Source organism: Streptosporangium sp. NPDC020145, assembly GCF_040631275.1.
Taxonomy (GTDB): Bacteria; Actinomycetota; Actinomycetes; order Streptosporangiales; family Streptosporangiaceae; genus Streptosporangium.
In genome coordinates, this window is sequence record NZ_JBEXZT010000001.1 from 537,795 (window position 1) to 553,441 (window position 15,647).

The following is a 15,647-nucleotide window of genomic DNA, read 5'->3' on the forward strand; positions in this document are numbered from 1 at the left end:
GGCGCCCCCAAGGACAATCCTCCCCCCTGTCTTCCGTCCAGTGGAAGGCGGGGCTCGGTTTTCCGCGCCGGGTCCACGATGCTCTCCCCATGACCCATCCCCAGCGGACACAGGTCGGGATCATCGGAGCGGGGCCCGCCGGGCTGCTCCTGTCCCACCTGCTGCACCTGCGCGGCATCGACTCGGTGGTGCTGGAACGCCGCAGCCGCGACCACGTCGAACGGCGGGTCAGGGCCGGGGTGCTCGAACAGGGGACGGTCGACACCCTCGTCGCCGCCGGGGTCGGTGACCGCCTCGTCAGGGAGGGCCTCGTCCACCACGGCATCGAGCTGCGCTACGGCGGCGCGGGCCACCGGGTGGCCTTCGAACGGCTGGTCCCCGGCCGCGCCATCACCGTGTACGGCCAGCAGGAGGTCGTCAAGGACCTCATCGCCGCCCGTCTCGCCGCGGGCGGCGACATCCGCTTCGAGGTCGGCGACGTGGCCGTGCACGACGCCGGGACCGACGCCCCCTACCTGACCTTCGACGGGGGGCGGCTCGACTGCGAGGTGATCGCGGGCTGTGACGGCTTCCACGGCGTGTCCCGGGCGAGTGTCCCCGAAGGGGAGCTCACCGTCTACGAACGGGACTACCCCTTCGCCTGGCTCGGCGTCCTGGCCAGGGCCGTGCCGTCCGCCGAGGAGCTGATCTACGCCTGGAACGAGCGCGGCTTCGCCCTGCACAGCATGCGAACCCCCGAGATCAGCCGCTTCTACCTGCAGGTCCCCGCGGGGGAGGACATCGCGGACTGGCCGGACGAGCGGATCTGGGCCGAACTGCGCGCCCGTCTTGAGACGGTGCCCGGCTTCACCCTGACCACCGGGGAGATCCTGGAGAAGGGCGTGACGCCCATGCGGAGCTTCGTGGCCGAGCCCATGCGCCACGGCAACCTGTTCCTGGCGGGCGACGCCGCGCACATCGTCCCCCCGACCGGCGCCAAGGGCCTCAACCTCGCGGTCGCCGACGTGCGGGTGCTGACCGAGGCGCTGGCGCACCGGTACGCCACCGGCTCGGACGACCTGCTCGACGCCTACTCGGAGACCTGCCTGAGGCGGGTCTGGCGGGCGCAGCACTTCTCCTGGTGGATGACGACGCTGCTGCACACCTTCGACACCGACGACGCCTACGGGCGGCGGCTGCAGATCTCCCACCTGGACTACGTGACCTCCTCCGAAGCCGCGGCGACCACGCTGGCGGAGAACTACGTCGGCCTGCCGTACGAGCGTGACCTCCCGGAAACGACAGGAGCACGAACACTGTGAAGGACGTCTACATCGCGGACGCCGTCCGCACCCCGATCGGCCGGTACGGCGGGGCCCTCGCCTCGGTCCGTCCCGACGACCTGGCCGCCGGGGTCGTCAGGGCGCTGCTCGACCGTTCCCCGGGCCTTGACCCCGCCAGGATCGACGACGTCGTCCTCGGTGCGGCCAACGGGGCGGGCGAGGACAACCGCAACGTGGGCCGGATGGCGGCGCTGCTGGCCGGGCTGCCCGTCACGGTGCCCGGCGCCACGGTCAACCGGCTGTGCGCCTCGGGCCTGGAGGCGGTGATCCAGGCCGCCAGGGCGGTCGCCGTCGGCGACGCCTCCCTCGTCGTGGCGGGCGGCGTCGAGTCCATGAGCCGCGCCCCCTGGGTGCTGCCCAAACCGGAACGGGCCTACCCGCGCGGCCACGAACAGCTCCACTCGACCACGCTCGGCTGGCGGCTGGTCAACCCCAGGATGCCGGACCGCTGGACGGTCTCCCTCGGCGAGGCCACCGAGACGCTCGCCGCCCGCTACGGCGTCACCCGTGAGGCCCAGGACGAGTACGCCGCGCGCAGCCACCGGCTGGCGGACCGGGCGTGGCGGACGGGGGCGCTGGAGGCGGAGACCGCGCTCGTCGAGGGCAGCGACCTGACCGCCGACGAGTCCATCCGCCCCGACACCTCCCCGCAGGGGCTGGCCAGGCTCAGGCCCGCCTTCACCGCGGAGGGCACCATCACCGCGGGCAACTCCTCCCCGCTCAACGACGGGGCGGCGGCCCTGCTGGTCACCGACGCCGAGGGGCTGGCCGAGCACGGCCTGCGCCCCCTGGCCAGGGTGGTCTCGACCGGTGTGGCGGGCGTCGACCCGGTCAGCTTCGGCATCGGCCCGGTGCACGCGGTCGCCAAGGCGCTGGACAGGGCGAAACTCTCCCTGGGCGACCTGGCGACCGTGGAGCTCAACGAGGCCTTCGCCGCCCAGGTCCTGGCCTGCATGGCCGAATGGCCCGGCCTCGACCCGGAACTCGTCAACCCCGCGGGCGGCGCCATCGCGATCGGCCACCCGCTCGGCTGCTCGGGAGCCAGGCTCGCGGGCACCCTGGCCCACCGTCTCTCCAGGACCGGCGGGTACGGCGTGGCCACGCTCTGCATCGGCGTCGGACAGGGACTCGCGCTCGTCCTGGAAGGAACAGAAGGGTCATGACCCACCACCCTCCCTATCTGAGCCCGGACTACCGCAGCAGCGTGCTGCGGGCGCCGTCCAGGCCACCGGTCGCCTTCCGCGCCGACCCGGACGCCGTCGAGCTGACCGGCCCGGTCTTCGGGCACGACGAGATCGGAGAACTGGACGCCGACCTGACCCGCCACCACGCGGGCGAGCCGATCGGTGAGCGGATCATCGTCACCGGCCGGATCCTCGACTCGGCCGGCAGGCCCGTCCCCGGCACCCTGCTGGAGGTCTGGCAGGCCAACGCCGCCGGGCGCTACGCGCACCGGCGCGACCAGCACCCCGCGCCGCTCGACCCCAACTTCACCGGCGCGGGGCGGTGCATGACCGACGAGCAGGGCCGCTACCGGTTCGTCTCGATCAAGCCGGGCGCCTACCCGTGGCGCAACCACCACAACGCCTGGCGGCCCGCGCACATCCACTTCTCCGTCTTCGGCACCGCGTTCACCCAGCGCCTGGTCACCCAGATGTACTTCCCCGGCGACCCGCTGTTCCCCTACGACCCGATCATGCGGTCCATCCCCGACCCGGCCGCCCGCGAGCGGCTCGTCGCCCACTTCGACCTGGACGTCACCGAACCCGAGTGGGCGCTCGGCTACCGGTTCGACATCGTCCTGGGCCGCACCCCGACGGAGGAGCAGTGAGCGCCGTGCCACCGACCCCGTCGCAGACCGTGGGGCCGTTCTTCGGCTACGCGCTGCCCTACCCCCAGGGGCCCGACCTGGTCGCGGAGGGGCACCCCGGGGCGATCACCGTCACCGGGCGGGTGCTCGACGGGGCGGGCGAGCCCGTGCCCGACGCCATGCTCGAACTGTGGCTCGGCGAGACGGGCACCAGAAGGGCGCTGGACCGCGCGGGTGAGGGCGTCTCCGGCTTCGGGCGCTGCCCGACGGACGCCGACGGGTCCTACCGGTTCCGCACCGCCAGGCCCGCCGGGCCGTACCTGGCGATGCTGGTCTTCGCCAGGGGGCTGCTGCGCTCCGTCGCCACCCGCGTCTACCTCCAGGACGGCCCCGACCCGCTGCTCGACGCGCTCGACCCCTCGCGCAGGGCCACCCTGATCGCCGAGCCCGACGGGGAGGGGGGCTACCGTTTCGACGTGAGGCTCCAAGGGGAAGGGGAGACGGTCTTCCTTGAGTTCTGACCCTTCCTTGAGTTCCGGCCCCGCTTCGGGCTCCGAGCAGGACACCGGCCTGCTGAGCCCGGTCAGGGCGGGCACGGCGGCCGAGGCGGCCACCTCGGACCGCGCGTGGCTGCGCGCCATGCTGACGGCGGAGGCGGCGCTGGCCCGCGCCCAGGCCCGCGCGGGCACGGTGCCGCCCGAGGCGGCGGCGGTGATCGGCCGGGTCGCGGGCGCGCTCACCCCGGACCCCGCGGACCTCGCCCTGCGGGGCAGACAGTCGGCCAACCCCGTCGTGCCGCTGGTCGCCGACCTGCGGCGGGCCGTCGCGGAGACGGCCACCGGGGCAGCCACCGGGGCTGCGCGGTACGTCCACCACGGCGCCACCAGCCAGGACATCCTCGACAGCGCCGCCATGCTCGTCTGCCGGGACACGATCGGGATCATCGGCGCCGACCTCGACCGGGCCATGGCCACCCTCGCCGGGCTCGCCGAGACCCACCGCCACACGCTGACGGCGGCCAGGACACTCGGCCAGCACGCCGTGCCGACGACCTTCGGCCTGAAGGCGGCGGGATGGCTGTCCGGCCTGCTCGCCGCACGGGCACGGCTGCGGGACCTGCGCACGCCCGCCCAGCTCGGCGGGGCCGCGGGCACCCTGGCCGCGCTCGGCGGCGACCCGGCGCTGCCCGCGCTGTTCGCCGAGGAACTCGGGCTGGCCGCGCCGCCGGTGCCCTGGCACGCGGAACGGTCACCGGTCGCGGAACTGGGCGCGGCCCTCACCCAGACCTCCGGCGCCCTCGGCAAGACGGCCCTCGACGTGATCATGCTCGCCCAGACGGAGGTCGGCGAGGTCGCCGAGTCCTCCACGGGGGGCTCCTCGGCGATGCCGCACAAACGCAACCCCGCGCTGGCGGTGCTCGTGCGCTCCGCGGCCCTGCAGATCCCGGTGTACGGCCAGCTCCTGGCCTCGGCGCAGCTGGCCGAGCACGAGCGGGCCGCGGGCGCCTGGCAGGCCGAGTGGCACGCGACGCGCGAGTGCCTGCGGCTGACCGGCGGCGCCGCCGCGACCACCGCGGAACTGCTCGCCGGGCTGCGGGTCTTCCCTGAGCGGATGCGCGCCAACCTGGACCTCACCGGCGACCGCGTCGTCTCCGAACGCCTGGCCGCCCTGCTCGGCAGGGACCGGCTCGACCGGGCGGCGGCGCAGGAGGGCCCACTCAGGCGGACGCTCGCGGGGGAGGTCCCCGAGGAGGCGTTCGACCCCGCGGGCTACCTCGGGGCGGCGCAACCCCTCATCGACCGAGTTCTGACCGCCTACCGGGAGCAGTCTTGACGATCCTCAGCCACCGCGTCGACGGGCCCGCCTGGGCGCCGCTGCTGGTGCTCGGCCCCTCGCTGGGCACCACCCTGCACGTGTGGGACCCGCAGATGGAGGCGCTGACCGCCTCCTGGCGGGTGCTCCGCTACGACCTGCCGGGTCACGGCGGCTCGGCGCCCGTGAGCGAGGTCACCGTCGGCCTGCTCGCCGACGCCGTGCTCGCCCTGGCCACCCAGGAGAAGGCCGACAGGTTCGCGGTCGGCGGCATCTCCCTCGGCGGCGCCGTCGCCGCGACCGTCGCCGTCACGGCCCCCGAGCGGGTCAGCCACCTGGTGCTGTGCTGCAGCTCCGCCCGCTTCGGCGAGCCCGGACCGTGGCACGAGCGGGCGCACGCCGTACGGCGGGACGGCATGAAACCGCTGGCCGACGTGCTGCCCGCCCGCTGGTTCAGCGCCCCGGAAACCGGCTCGGATGCTGTCATTGAGGCCGTCACCGAGGTGCGGCGGATGCCGTACGGGGTGGACGTGGGCTCCTACGCCGCCTGCTGCGAGGCGCTGGCGGACTACGACCTCACCGGTGAGCTGGGCGCGGTCGCCGCGCCGACCCTGGTCGTCGCGGGCGCGGACGACCCGGCGACGCCCCTGGCGCACGCCCTCACCCTCGCCGCCGGCATCCCCGGCGCGCTGCTCACGGTCGTGCCAGGCGCCTCCCACCTGGCGGGCGTCGAACGGCCGGAGGAGGTCACCGCGGCGATCGTCCGCCACCTCGGCGGCGAACGCGCCGCCGAGGGGGCCAGGACCAGGCGGCGGGTGCTCGGGGACGCGCACGTCGACCGCGCCGAGGCCGCGACCACCGGCTTCACCCGTGACTTCCAGGAGTTCATCACCCGCTACGCCTGGGACGGGATCTGGAACCGTCCCGGGCTGGACCGCCGTACCCGCAGCTGCGTCACCCTGACCGCCCTCGTCGCCGGGGGCCACCTGGAGGAACTGGCCATGCACGTCCGCGCGGCCCTGCGCAACGGGCTGACCCCCGACGAGATCAAGGAGGTGCTGCTGCAGAGCGCCGTCTACTGCGGGGTGCCCGCGGCCAACGCCGCCTTCGCCGTGGCGCAGCGGACCCTGGACGAGGTCGGGGTGCTCTGACCTGGCCCTGCGCGTGACGCGTCCGGGAGGTAAGGAACCGGATGAGTGGGTAGGAGAGCGCCCGTGAACGGCGAAACGCACATCACGGGATCAGAAGGACCGGCACCGGCGCCCTCCCCGATCACGGCGGACCTCGTGCTCTCGGTCAACCGGGAGCGGCACCCGATCACCGTGGACACCAGGGAGACACTCCTGGACACGCTCCGCGAGCGGCTCGGGCTGACCGGCGCGAAGAAGGGCTGCGACCACGGGCAGTGCGGGGCGTGCACCGTACTGCTCGACGGCAGGAGGGTGAAGTCCTGCCTGACACTGACCGTGACCCTGGACGGCAGGCGGGTCGTGACCGTGGAGGGGCTGGCGGACGGCGACGGGCTCCACCCGCTGCAGACGGCGTTCGTCGAACACGACGCCTTCCAGTGCGGCTACTGCACCCCGGGCCAGCTCTGCTCCGCGGTCGGCGTGCTGGCCGAGGCGGCGGCCGGATGGCCGAGCGCGGTCACCCGCGACGACGGCACCGGCTCCGGCGTGAACCTCGACGAGGAGGAGATCCGCGAGCGCATGAGCGGCAACCTGTGCCGCTGCGGCGCCTACGTCAACATCGTCGCGGCCATCGGGGAGGTGGCGGGATGAGGCCCTTCTCCTATCTGAGGGCCCCGGACGCCCCGAGCGCGGTCGCCACGGCCGCCGGCAGGCCGGACACCATGTACCTCGCGGGCGGCACGAACCTGGTCGACCTGATGCGGCTCGGTGTCGCCGTCCCCGACGTCCTGGTCGACGTCAGCGGGATCGCCTCCGGCACGATCGAGGAGACCGGGGACGGCGCCCTGCTGATCGGCGCGGGCGTGCGCAACAGCGACCTGGCCGCCGACCCCCTGGTACGGCGCCGCCACCCCCTGCTGTCCCAGGCGGTGCTCGCCGGGGCCTCCGGCCAGATCCGCAACATGGCGACCGTCGGCGGCAACCTGATGCAGCGCACCCGCTGCCCCTACTTCCAGGACGTCACCAAACCCTGCAACAAACGCCTGCCCGGCACCGGCTGCCCGGCCAGGGCGGGAGAGCACCGCAACCTGGCGATCCTCGGTCACTCGGACGACTGCGTGGCCACCCACCCCTCGGACATGGCCGTCGCGCTGGCCGCGCTCGGCGCGATCGTGCACGTCGAGGGCGCCGAGGGGCCGCGGACCGTGCCGATGCCCGGACTGCACCGGCTGCCGGGGGAGGAGCCGGAACGCGACACCGTGCTCGGCCAGGGCGAGCTGATAACCGCCGTCGAGGTGTCGCCGCTGCCGTTCCCCGGCCGCTCGCGCTACCGCAAGGTCAGGGACAGGGCGTCGTTCGCCTTCGCGGTCGTCTCCGTCGCCGCCGTCCTCGACGTGGCCGACGGGACGGTGCGCGACTGCCGGATCGCGTTCGGCGGCGTCGCCCACGCGCCCTGGCGGGCCGAGACGGCCGAGGCCGCGCTGCGCGGCGCGGCTGCGACGGAGGCCGAGTTCACCAGGGCCGCGGAGGCCGAATTGGCCGCCGCACGGCCGCTGCCCGGCAACGCGTTCAAGGTCCCTCTGGCCCGCAACGTGCTCGTCCGCACCCTCGTCGACCTCGCGGAGGCGTCATGACCACCCTCGCGGGCCCCGGTGCCGCCTCCTCCGTCGGTTCGGCCCTCGACCGGGTCGAGGGTCTGGAGAAGGTGACGGGCCGGGCGAAGTACGCCTACGAGTACGCTCCGGACGACCTGGTCTACGCCGCGCCCGTGCAGGCGGGCATCGCCAGGGGAGAGGTCCGCGCGGTCGACGCCGACGCCGCCCTCAAGCTTCCCGGCGTGATCGCCGCCATCTGGTACGGCAACGCCCCCAGGCTGGCCCCCGCGGAGAACGCCGAGCTCTCGGTGCTCCAGTCGCGCCGGGTCGCCTACCGGGGCCAGTACGTCGCGGTCGTGGTCGCCGAGACGCTGGAGAACGCCGTCGAGGCGGCCAGGCTGCTGCGGGTGGACTACGACGTCGAGGAGCACGACGTCGAACTGCGCGCCGACCACCCCGGTATGTACCGTCCGGAACGGGTCAACCCGGTCTACCCCGCCGACACCGAGCAGGGAGACCCGGACGCCGCCCTCGCCGCGGCCGAGGTGGTGGTGGACGAGGTCTACTCGACCCCCGCCGAGCACAACAACCCGATGGAGCCGCACGCCACCGTCGCCGTGTGGGACGGCGACGGGCTGACCCTCTACGACTCGACCCAGGGGGCGACCTCGGTCCGTGACATCGTCGCGCCGCTGTTCGGGCTGCCGCCGGGCAACGTCCGGGTCGTCTCCCCGCACGTGGGAGGCGGTTTCGGGTCGAAGGGCACGCCGCTGTCGCCGGTCGTGCTCGCCGCGCTGGCCGCCAAACACGCCGGGCGGCCCGTCAAACTCGCGGTGACCCGCAGCCAGATGTTCTCGGTGATCGGCTACCGCACCCCGACCATCCAGCGGATACGGCTCGGCGCCGACGCCCGGGGACACCTCGGGGTGATCGTCCACGACGTGTTCGAGCAGAGCTCACGGATCAGGGAGTTCGCCGAGCAGACGGCCACACCCACCCGGATGATGTACGCCGCCCCCAACCGGCGCACCACCCACCGGCTGGTCAGGCTGGATGTGCCCACGCCCTCCTGGATGCGTGCCCCAGGCGAGGCGCCCGGCATGTTCGCCCTGGAGTCGGCGCTGGACGAACTGGCCTTCGCCTGCGGGATCGACCCGATCGAACTGCGCGTCCGCAACGAGCCGGAGACCGACCCGGAGAGCGGCTTGCCCTTCAGCTCCCGCAACCTGGTCGCCTGCATGCATGAGGGGGCGCGCAGGTTCGGCTGGGCGGACCGCGACCCGGCCCCCGGCGTCAGGCTCAGGGACGGCCTGCTGGTCGGCACCGGCGTCGCGGCCTCCACCTACCCGGTCTACCGCCGCCCCTCGAAGGCGAGCGCGACGGCCCTGGCCGACGGCACGTTCACCGTCCGGATCGCCGCGATGGACATCGGCACCGGCGCCAGGACCGCGCTGACCCAGATCGCCGCCGACACGCTGGGCGTCCCGCCCGGCCTGGTCCGCGTGGAGATCGGCGACAGCGCGCTGCCCGACGCCTCACTCGCGGGCGGCTCGATGGGCACCGCCTCCTGGGGCACGGCCGTGGTCAGGGCCTGCGAGGCGCTCACCGCGGCGCTGCGGGAGCGGGACGGCCAGGTGCCCCCGGACGGCGTCGAGGTCTCCGCCGACACCGCGCGGGAGATCGGAGGGGAACGGCGTTTCGCCCAGCACGCCTTCGGTGCCCAGTTCGCCGAGGTCGGGGTGGACCCCGCGACGGGGGAGACACGGGTGCTGCGGCTGCTCGGGGTGTTCGCCGCGGGCCGGATCGTCAACCCCAAGACCGCCCGTTCGCAGTTCGTCGGCGGCATGACCATGGGCATGTCGATGGCGCTGTTGGAGGAGAGCGTCATGGACCGTGAGTTCGGCGACTACCTCAACCACGACCTCGCCCAGTACCACGTGGCCGCCTGCGCCGACGTCCGCGACGTCGAGGCCGTCTGGATCGAGGAGGACGACCCGCACCTCAACCCGATGGGGACCAAGGGCATCGGCGAGATCGGCATCGTCGGCACCGCCGCCGCCGTGGCCAACGCCGTCCACCACGCGACCGGGGTCCGCGTCCGCGACCTGCCGATCCGCATCGACAGGCTCGTGCGCTGATCTTCAGGCACACCGCGGGCAGGCTCGCGGACGCGGCGCCCGGCTGGCTCGTCGAGACGGTGCGGATCAGGCCCGCGGCGCCCCGCCCGTGGCCGATGCTGCGCACGGCGCTGGCCGTGGTCGCCCCGCTGCTGGCGGGACTCGCCGTGGGGCGCATCGCCCTGGGGCTGCTGCCCGCCATGGGGGCCATGGGCACCGCCCTGGCCGACCAGGGCGGCTCCTACCGGGCCAGGGTCGTCAGGATGGGCGCCACCGCGCTCGGCGGCGCGGCGGGCTTCCTGGTCGGGGCCGCGGCCAGGGAGACCGGCTGGTGGGCGGTGCTGGTCACCGTCGCGGTCGCGGTGCTGTCCGCGCTGGTCAGCACCACCGGCGCCGCCGGGTCGAGCGCCGGGCTCCAGCTCCTCGTGATGACCGTACTCGGCACCGGCGTCCCGCTGGGACCGCCGGGGGCGGGCACGCTGCTGTTCCTGCTCGGCTCGGCGTGGGCGCTGGCGCTCGCGCTGGCCGACTGGCCGCTGCACCCGAGGGCGCCGGAGGAGGCGGCGGTGATCGCGGCCTACCGGGCGCTCGGCGCCCTGGCCGCCGGGCGTGACGCCGGTGCCGTCGTCGCCTTCGACACCGCCCTCAGGAACGCCTACGACACCGTGTTCGGCGCCCGTTCCGCGTCGGCGGGGACCGACCCGTGGAGCACCCGCGCGGTCGCCCTGCTGAACCAGGCCTCGCTGGTCCGCAACGCCTTGATCTCCCTCGACCTTGAGGGACGCGACCCGCCGGAGGGCACGAAGGCGGCCGTCGACGGCGTCGCGGACGCGCTCGCCGGAGGGCCGCTTCCGGCGAGGACACCGCGGGAGGGGCCGGACTCGCCCGCGACCCGCGCCCTCGGCTCGGCCCTCGGAGGGGCCGTCGAACTGCTGTACGGCGGGGACCCGCCCGCCGACGGCCCGCCGTACGAGTGGCGGGACCGGGGCGAGCGCCTCAGACAGGCCTGGGAACGGGTGTGGTCGGGCCGTCTGACCCGTGTCTACACCGTCAGGCTCGCGCTGTGCGTGGGGGTCGCGAGCGCGTTGAGCGAACTGCACCTGGTCGAACGGTCCTACTGGACGACGCTGACCGTCGCGCTGGTGCTCAAACCCGACTTCGGCTCGGTCTTCGCCCGCGCCGTGCAGCGAGCCCTCGGCACTCTCGCCGGCACGGTGATCGGCACCGTCGTGCTCGTCGCCGTGCCGTACGGCCCCGCGCTCCTGGTCCCGGTCGCGGTCTTCGCCGCGCTCCTGCCGTACGGCATGCAGCGCAACTGGGGGCTGATGTCGGCCTTCCAGGCGCCGCTGGTGCTGTTGCTGGTCGACCTGCTGACCCGTGGCGGGCCGAGGCTGGCCGAGATCCGGCTGGTCGACACGCTGGCCGGGTGCCTGATCGTCCTGCTGCTGGGATACCTGCCGTGGCCCGCGAGCTGGGAGGCGCCGGTCGGGCCGAGGTTCGCCGACGCGGTCTCGGCGACCGCCGACTATCTCCGGCACGCCTTCGACCCCGGGCACACCGGCAGGGCGGCGCTGCGCCACCGCGTCTACGACGCCCTGGCCGACCTGCGCACCGTCTTCCAGCGGGCGATGACGGAACCGGCCGTGGTCAGCAGGCGCGTCACCACGTGGATGCCCGCGATGACCGCCCTCGAACGGGTGGCCGACGCGACCGCCGCGACCGTCGCCAGGACCGAGCACGGCGCCCCGCGGCCGTCGGCCGGGGCGGTCGGGGCGGCGGTCGCCTCACTTGAGGGGATCGCGCGGGACGTGCGCGCGGGCACCCCGCCGGGACGGCCGGAACTCGCGCGGGAGGACGCGCTGGAACGGGTGAACGCCGCGGTGCGCGGCCTGGGCGACACCGTCTCCGGGCACCACACCTGCTGACCCGGCTAGCCCTCCCCGGCGCGCTCCTCGGCGGCCAGGGCGGAGTGCCGGTAGGAGTAGGCGAAGTACACGACCAGGCCGATCACGAACCACACCGCGAAGCGGACCCACGTCTGCCACTGCAGGAAGGTGATCAGCCAGAGTGAGAAGAGGATGCCGATCGCCGGGACGACGGGCATCCCCGGGCAGCGGAAGGTCCTGGGCAGGTCGGGCCGCCGGTAGCGCAGGACGATCACCGAGGCGCACACCACGACGAAGGCCAGCAGGATGCCGATGTTGGTCAGCTCGGCCGCCTCGACGATGGGCAGGAACCCGGCGATGAGCGCGGAGATGACGCCGACGATCCACGTCACCCGGGTCGGCACGTGCCGGGTGGGGTGCGTCTTGGCGAACCACCTGGGCAGCAGCCCGTCACGGCTCATCGAGAACCACACGCGGCTGACGCCGAGCATGAAGGTGAACATGACGGTCAGGATGCCGACGATCGCGCCGACCGCGATCACGTCGGCCAGGCCCCGCAGGCCGACCGCCTTGAACGCCGTGGAGAACCCGCTCTCCTTGTCGATCTCGGTGTAGTGCTGCATGCCCGTCAGCACCAGGCAGGCCAGCACGTACAGCACCATCGAGACGCCCAGCGAGTAGATGATCGCCTTGGGCATGTGGCGCTGGGCGTCCTTGGACTCCTCGGCGGCCGTGCTCATGGCGTCGTAGCCGAAGACGGCGAAGAACACCGTGGCCGCGCCGGTGAACGCGCCGCCGATGCCGTAGGGGAAGAAGGGGGTGTAGTTCGAGGTGTTGATGTGGAAGAGGCCGACCACGATGACCAGCAGCACCACGGCGACCTTCAGGCCGACGACCGCCATCTCGAACCTGGCCGCGTTGCGCATGCCGAGGTTCAGCAGGTAGGCGATCAGCAGGCACAGCAGGGCGGCGAACAGGTCGACCCGGTGCCCCGCGCCCGTCCCCGGCGCGCCGAGCATCCACGAGGGCAGGTTCACGCCCAGGTCGCCGAGCAGGAAGGAGAAGTAGCCCGAGATGCCGATGGCGACGACCGCGACGATCGCGGTGTACTCAAGCAGCAGGTCCCAGCCGATGAACCAGCCCGCGATCTCGCCGAGCACCGCGTAGCCGTAGGTGTAGGCCGATCCGGCCTTGGGGATCAGCCCGGCGAACTCGGCGTAGGAGAAGGCCGCCGCCGCGCTGGCGATTCCGGCGATGAGGAAGGAGACGACGACGGCCGGTCCGGCGATGCCGTTGGCGACGGCGCCCGCCAGGGTGAAGATGCCCGCGCCGATGATGCCGCCGACTCCGATGGCGGTGAGCTGCCAGAGTCCCAGCACGCGGGTGAGCTGTTCGGTTCTCCCACCCTCGGGTTCCTCGATGTGCTCGATGGGCTTGCGGCGCAGAAGGCCGGTTCCCGTCCGCAGTCTGGCCATGGCGCTCCCCTCGCACGACGACTCACGACGACTGCGGCGGACGACCCGATCTGGCCCGCCACGTCCGGGTCTTACCCCTTTTTCGTGATGCTTACTCCATGAGAGGTGTTCTGTCAGATTGGGGAGTATTGGCTGGTAGGAGGGGTTTTTGCAGGGTAGCGTCGAGGTATCGAATCCCGGACACGGGGGGAGACGCCATGCCGAGCGATCCCGATCATGTGCTCGACGCCATCGACGGAGTCGTCGACGAGTGGCTCGCCATGAGCGAGGACTCCATGCGCTGGGCGCCACCGGAGAAACCCGCGCCGAGACCGCGGCTCACGCTGCCCACACCACCCCTGCCACCCCTGGTCGAGGGGCTGCTGCAGGAGGCGGGCGCCCGCGCCCAGGCCGTGGTCGAGGCGTTGCGGCCACTGGGGGAGGGGGTGGCCGGCGTCCTGTCCTCGATCTTCGACGGCGACGCCGTACGCCGTCTGATCGAGCCCGCCGACTGGCCCGAGGAGCACCCCGAGCTCGACGTCGACGACCCTGAGGAGCCTCAGCCGCCCTCGGGGGTGTCGGCTGAGGCATCGCCGGGGGCGTCGTCGAGGGCGAACCGCAGGTAGCGCTCGGCCGAGCGCCGCACGGCCCGCGCCCCGTCGGTGCGCACGACCCGCTTCCACCAGCCGCCGTAGACCCGCTCGAAGTCGTAGGGCTCAAGCAGCGACAGGGCGCGGCGGACCGTCCTCGGGCGCTCGGGGATGAGATTCGGGTAGCTGTACATGAACGAGACCCAGCGCCGGTCGGAGACCACCTGGAGGATGTCGCCGGAGAACAGCGCCGCCGGGCCGTGCGCCCCCTCGCGCCGGTGCAGCACCTGGCCGCCCTCGAAGTGCACGCCCGCGTTGACCAGGGTCAGGTCGTCGCCGATCTCCAGGGTCTCGCCCTCCCAGAACACGACCGACTCGTCCGGGCGGGCCACCCACGCGCGGTCCTTGGCGTGGATGTAGACCGGCGCGTCGAAGGCGTGCGCCCACTCGACCATCGAGCCGTAGAAGTGCGGATGGCTGATCGCGATGGCCTTGATCCCGCCCAGTTCGCGGACCTGCCGGACGACCTCCTCGTCGAAGTGGGTGACCATGTCCCACAGCACGTTGCCCCCGGCGGAGCGCACCAGCAGCGCGCGCTGGCCGATCGCGGTCGCCGGGTCGGTGCCCAGGCCGACGACGCCGGGCCCCTCCTCGGCGACCACGGCCCTGTGGCCGGCCGCGCTCAGCTCGGCCAGCGACGTCCAGCGCTGCCCCTGCCAGCCGACGTACTGCCGCTCGTCCTCACAGATCGGGCAGTTCTCCCTGAGAGTGGCGTACTGAACACCACAGGTCACACAGATCGGCAGGTCGTTCACGGTGACTCCCTCGTGAGCCGTACGGTTCCCCGAAGACTTCCTGAGCCGACGCTAGCCGACGGGTCCGCGGGGCAGGTCGTAGGCCTGGGCGAGAATTTCGTAGGAGCGGATCCTGTCCTCGGGGTCGTGCACCATCGTGGTGATCATCAACTCGTCGGCCTCGGTGCGCTTGCGCAGCGCGTTCAGGCCCTCCCTGACCTCCCCGGGGTCGCCCAGGACCACGTTGGACAGGTAGTCCTCGACGAAGACCCGCTCGGCCGGGGTGTAGGGGTGATCCCGCGCCTCCTCGGGCGTCGGCACCGGCTGGGGAGCCCCTCTGCGCAGCCTGAGCATGGACAGCGCGCCGGGCAGCGCCAGGCTCAGCGCCCGCTCCGAGGTCTCCGCGGCGACGGCGGAGACCCCGATCATCGCGTACGGCCGCTCCAGCACCGCGGAGGGCTGGAAGGCGGAACGGTAGAGCTCAAGGGCGGGCAGGGTGTTGGCCGCGCTGAAGTGGTGGGCGAAGGCGAACGGCAGGCCGAGGATGCCCGCGAGCTGGGCGCTGAAGCCGCTCGATCCGAGCAGCCAGATCGGCGGGCGCCCCGACTCCGGAGTCCTGGGGGTGGCGACGACCTTGCGCAGCGGGTGCCCCTCGGGGAAGGAGCCGTCGAGGAAGGCGGTCAGCTCGGCCAGCTGCTCGGGGAAGTCGTCGGCGTCCGGGCCGTTCCTGCGCAGCGCCCGAGCGGTCGCCTGGTCGGTGCCCGGCGCCCTGCCGAGCCCGAGGTCGATGCGGCCGGGATGCAGCGCGTGCAGGGTGCCGAACTGCTCGGCGACGACCAGCGGGGCGTGGTTGGGCAGCATCACGCCGCCGGAACCCAGCCGGATGGTCCGTGTCGCCGCGGCGAGATGGGCGATCAGCACGGCGGGGGAGGAACTGGCGACCGAGGGCATGCCGTGGTGCTCGGCCACCCAGATGCGGTGGTATCCCCACTCCTCGGCTCTCCTGGCCAGCTCGGTGCTCGCCCGCAACGCCCTGGTCGGGCTCACTCCCGACCCGACGACCGCCAGCTCCAGGATCGAGAGCGGGACCTCGGCGGCCCCCCGGGCCACACCTCGGATGATGTCTTCAGCCATGAC

General features: G+C 73.3%; 14 protein-coding genes. 11 read left to right on the forward strand and 3 right to left on the reverse strand.

Translation table 11 applies throughout. The features are described from left to right. Positions 1-89 precede the first annotated feature (89 nt). The 10 genes from ABZ463_RS02140 to ABZ463_RS02185 all read left to right on the forward strand — a co-directional run bounded on the left by ABZ463_RS02140 (position 90) and on the right by ABZ463_RS02185 (position 11,711). Positions 90-1,301, forward strand: coding sequence for a 4-hydroxybenzoate 3-monooxygenase (locus ABZ463_RS02140; protein ID WP_362772063.1), 1,212 nt, complete (start codon positions 90-92; stop codon positions 1,299-1,301). Continuing rightward, the gene (locus tag ABZ463_RS02145) at positions 1,298-2,485 is read left to right on the forward strand and encodes a thiolase family protein (protein WP_362772065.1); all 1,188 of its coding nucleotides are present in this window, start codon (positions 1,298-1,300) and stop codon (positions 2,483-2,485) included. Before ABZ463_RS02140 ends, ABZ463_RS02145 begins: the two co-directional genes overlap by 4 nt. Next, entirely contained in the window at positions 2,482-3,153 is a 672-nt protein-coding gene (gene pcaH, locus ABZ463_RS02150) for a protocatechuate 3,4-dioxygenase subunit beta (RefSeq protein WP_352012672.1), read from the forward strand. Before ABZ463_RS02145 ends, pcaH begins: the two co-directional genes overlap by 4 nt. Beyond that, the gene (pcaG, locus tag ABZ463_RS02155; protein WP_362772067.1) at positions 3,150-3,653 is read left to right on the forward strand and encodes a protocatechuate 3,4-dioxygenase subunit alpha; all 504 of its coding nucleotides are present in this window, start codon (positions 3,150-3,152) and stop codon (positions 3,651-3,653) included. Before pcaH ends, pcaG begins: the two co-directional genes overlap by 4 nt. Beyond that, positions 3,643-4,965 carry a lyase family protein gene (locus tag ABZ463_RS02160; protein WP_362772069.1) on the forward strand — a complete coding sequence of 441 codons (1,323 nt, stop codon included), beginning with the start codon at positions 3,643-3,645 and terminating at the stop codon, positions 4,963-4,965. Before pcaG ends, ABZ463_RS02160 begins: the two co-directional genes overlap by 11 nt. Further along, positions 4,962-6,095, forward strand: a complete 1,134-nt coding sequence (gene pcaC, locus ABZ463_RS02165; protein ID WP_362772071.1) for a 4-carboxymuconolactone decarboxylase — start codon at positions 4,962-4,964, stop codon at positions 6,093-6,095. The genes ABZ463_RS02160 and pcaC overlap by 4 nt, the downstream gene beginning before the upstream one ends. A 120-nt stretch (positions 6,096-6,215) precedes the next feature. Next, the gene (locus ABZ463_RS02170) at positions 6,216-6,725 is read left to right on the forward strand and encodes a 2Fe-2S iron-sulfur cluster-binding protein (protein WP_352012714.1); all 510 of its coding nucleotides are present in this window, start codon (positions 6,216-6,218) and stop codon (positions 6,723-6,725) included. Further along, positions 6,722-7,708: a xanthine dehydrogenase family protein subunit M gene (locus ABZ463_RS02175; protein WP_362772073.1), complete on the forward strand. Its 987-nt coding sequence runs from the start codon at positions 6,722-6,724 to the stop codon at positions 7,706-7,708. Before ABZ463_RS02170 ends, ABZ463_RS02175 begins: the two co-directional genes overlap by 4 nt. Further along, positions 7,705-9,807 (forward strand): xanthine dehydrogenase family protein molybdopterin-binding subunit, encoded by a 2,103-nt coding sequence (locus tag ABZ463_RS02180; RefSeq protein WP_362772075.1) that lies wholly within the window; start codon positions 7,705-7,707, stop codon positions 9,805-9,807. Before ABZ463_RS02175 ends, ABZ463_RS02180 begins: the two co-directional genes overlap by 4 nt. A 59-nt stretch (positions 9,808-9,866) precedes the next feature. After that, positions 9,867-11,711: an FUSC family protein gene (locus tag ABZ463_RS02185; RefSeq protein ID WP_362772077.1), complete on the forward strand. Its 1,845-nt coding sequence runs from the start codon at positions 9,867-9,869 to the stop codon at positions 11,709-11,711. A gap of 5 nt (positions 11,712-11,716) precedes the next feature. Here ABZ463_RS02185 and ABZ463_RS02190 read toward each other — a convergent pair whose 3' ends face one another. Then, entirely contained in the window at positions 11,717-13,147 is a 1,431-nt protein-coding gene (locus ABZ463_RS02190) for an amino acid permease (protein WP_362772079.1), read from the reverse strand. 197 nt (positions 13,148-13,344) lie between these two features. Here ABZ463_RS02190 and ABZ463_RS02195 point away from each other — a divergent pair, with 197 nt between their 5' ends. Next, positions 13,345-13,752, forward strand: coding sequence for a hypothetical protein (locus ABZ463_RS02195; protein WP_362772081.1), 408 nt, complete (start codon positions 13,345-13,347; stop codon positions 13,750-13,752). Here the strand turns inward: ABZ463_RS02195 and ABZ463_RS02200 are convergent. Together ABZ463_RS02200 and ABZ463_RS02205 are read right to left on the reverse strand one after the other, a co-directional pair. Continuing rightward, complete coding sequence (locus ABZ463_RS02200) at positions 13,686-14,531, reverse strand: MBL fold metallo-hydrolase (protein WP_362772083.1); 846 nt, start codon at positions 14,529-14,531, stop codon at positions 13,686-13,688. The two genes, ABZ463_RS02195 and ABZ463_RS02200, sit on opposite strands and share 67 nt — an antisense overlap. A 51-nt stretch (positions 14,532-14,582) precedes the next feature. Beyond that, complete coding sequence (locus ABZ463_RS02205; RefSeq protein WP_362772085.1) at positions 14,583-15,644, reverse strand: LLM class flavin-dependent oxidoreductase; 1,062 nt, start codon at positions 15,642-15,644, stop codon at positions 14,583-14,585. Positions 15,645-15,647 lie beyond the last annotated feature (3 nt).

Coding starts and splice junctions, on each gene's coding strand:
- ABZ463_RS02180 (WP_362772075.1), top strand. CDS start 7,705: ATGACCACCCTCGCGGGCCCCGGTGCCGCCTCCTCCGTCGGTTCGGCC.
- ABZ463_RS02205 (WP_362772085.1), bottom strand. CDS start 15,644: ATGGCTGAAGACATCATCCGAGGTGTGGCCCGGGGGGCCGCCGAGGTC.
- pcaH (WP_352012672.1), top strand. CDS start 2,482: ATGACCCACCACCCTCCCTATCTGAGCCCGGACTACCGCAGCAGCGTG.
- ABZ463_RS02190 (WP_362772079.1), bottom strand. CDS start 13,147: ATGGCCAGACTGCGGACGGGAACCGGCCTTCTGCGCCGCAAGCCCATC.
- ABZ463_RS02175 (WP_362772073.1), top strand. CDS start 6,722: ATGAGGCCCTTCTCCTATCTGAGGGCCCCGGACGCCCCGAGCGCGGTC.
- ABZ463_RS02195 (WP_362772081.1), top strand. CDS start 13,345: ATGCCGAGCGATCCCGATCATGTGCTCGACGCCATCGACGGAGTCGTC.
- ABZ463_RS02140 (WP_362772063.1), top strand. CDS start 90: ATGACCCATCCCCAGCGGACACAGGTCGGGATCATCGGAGCGGGGCCC.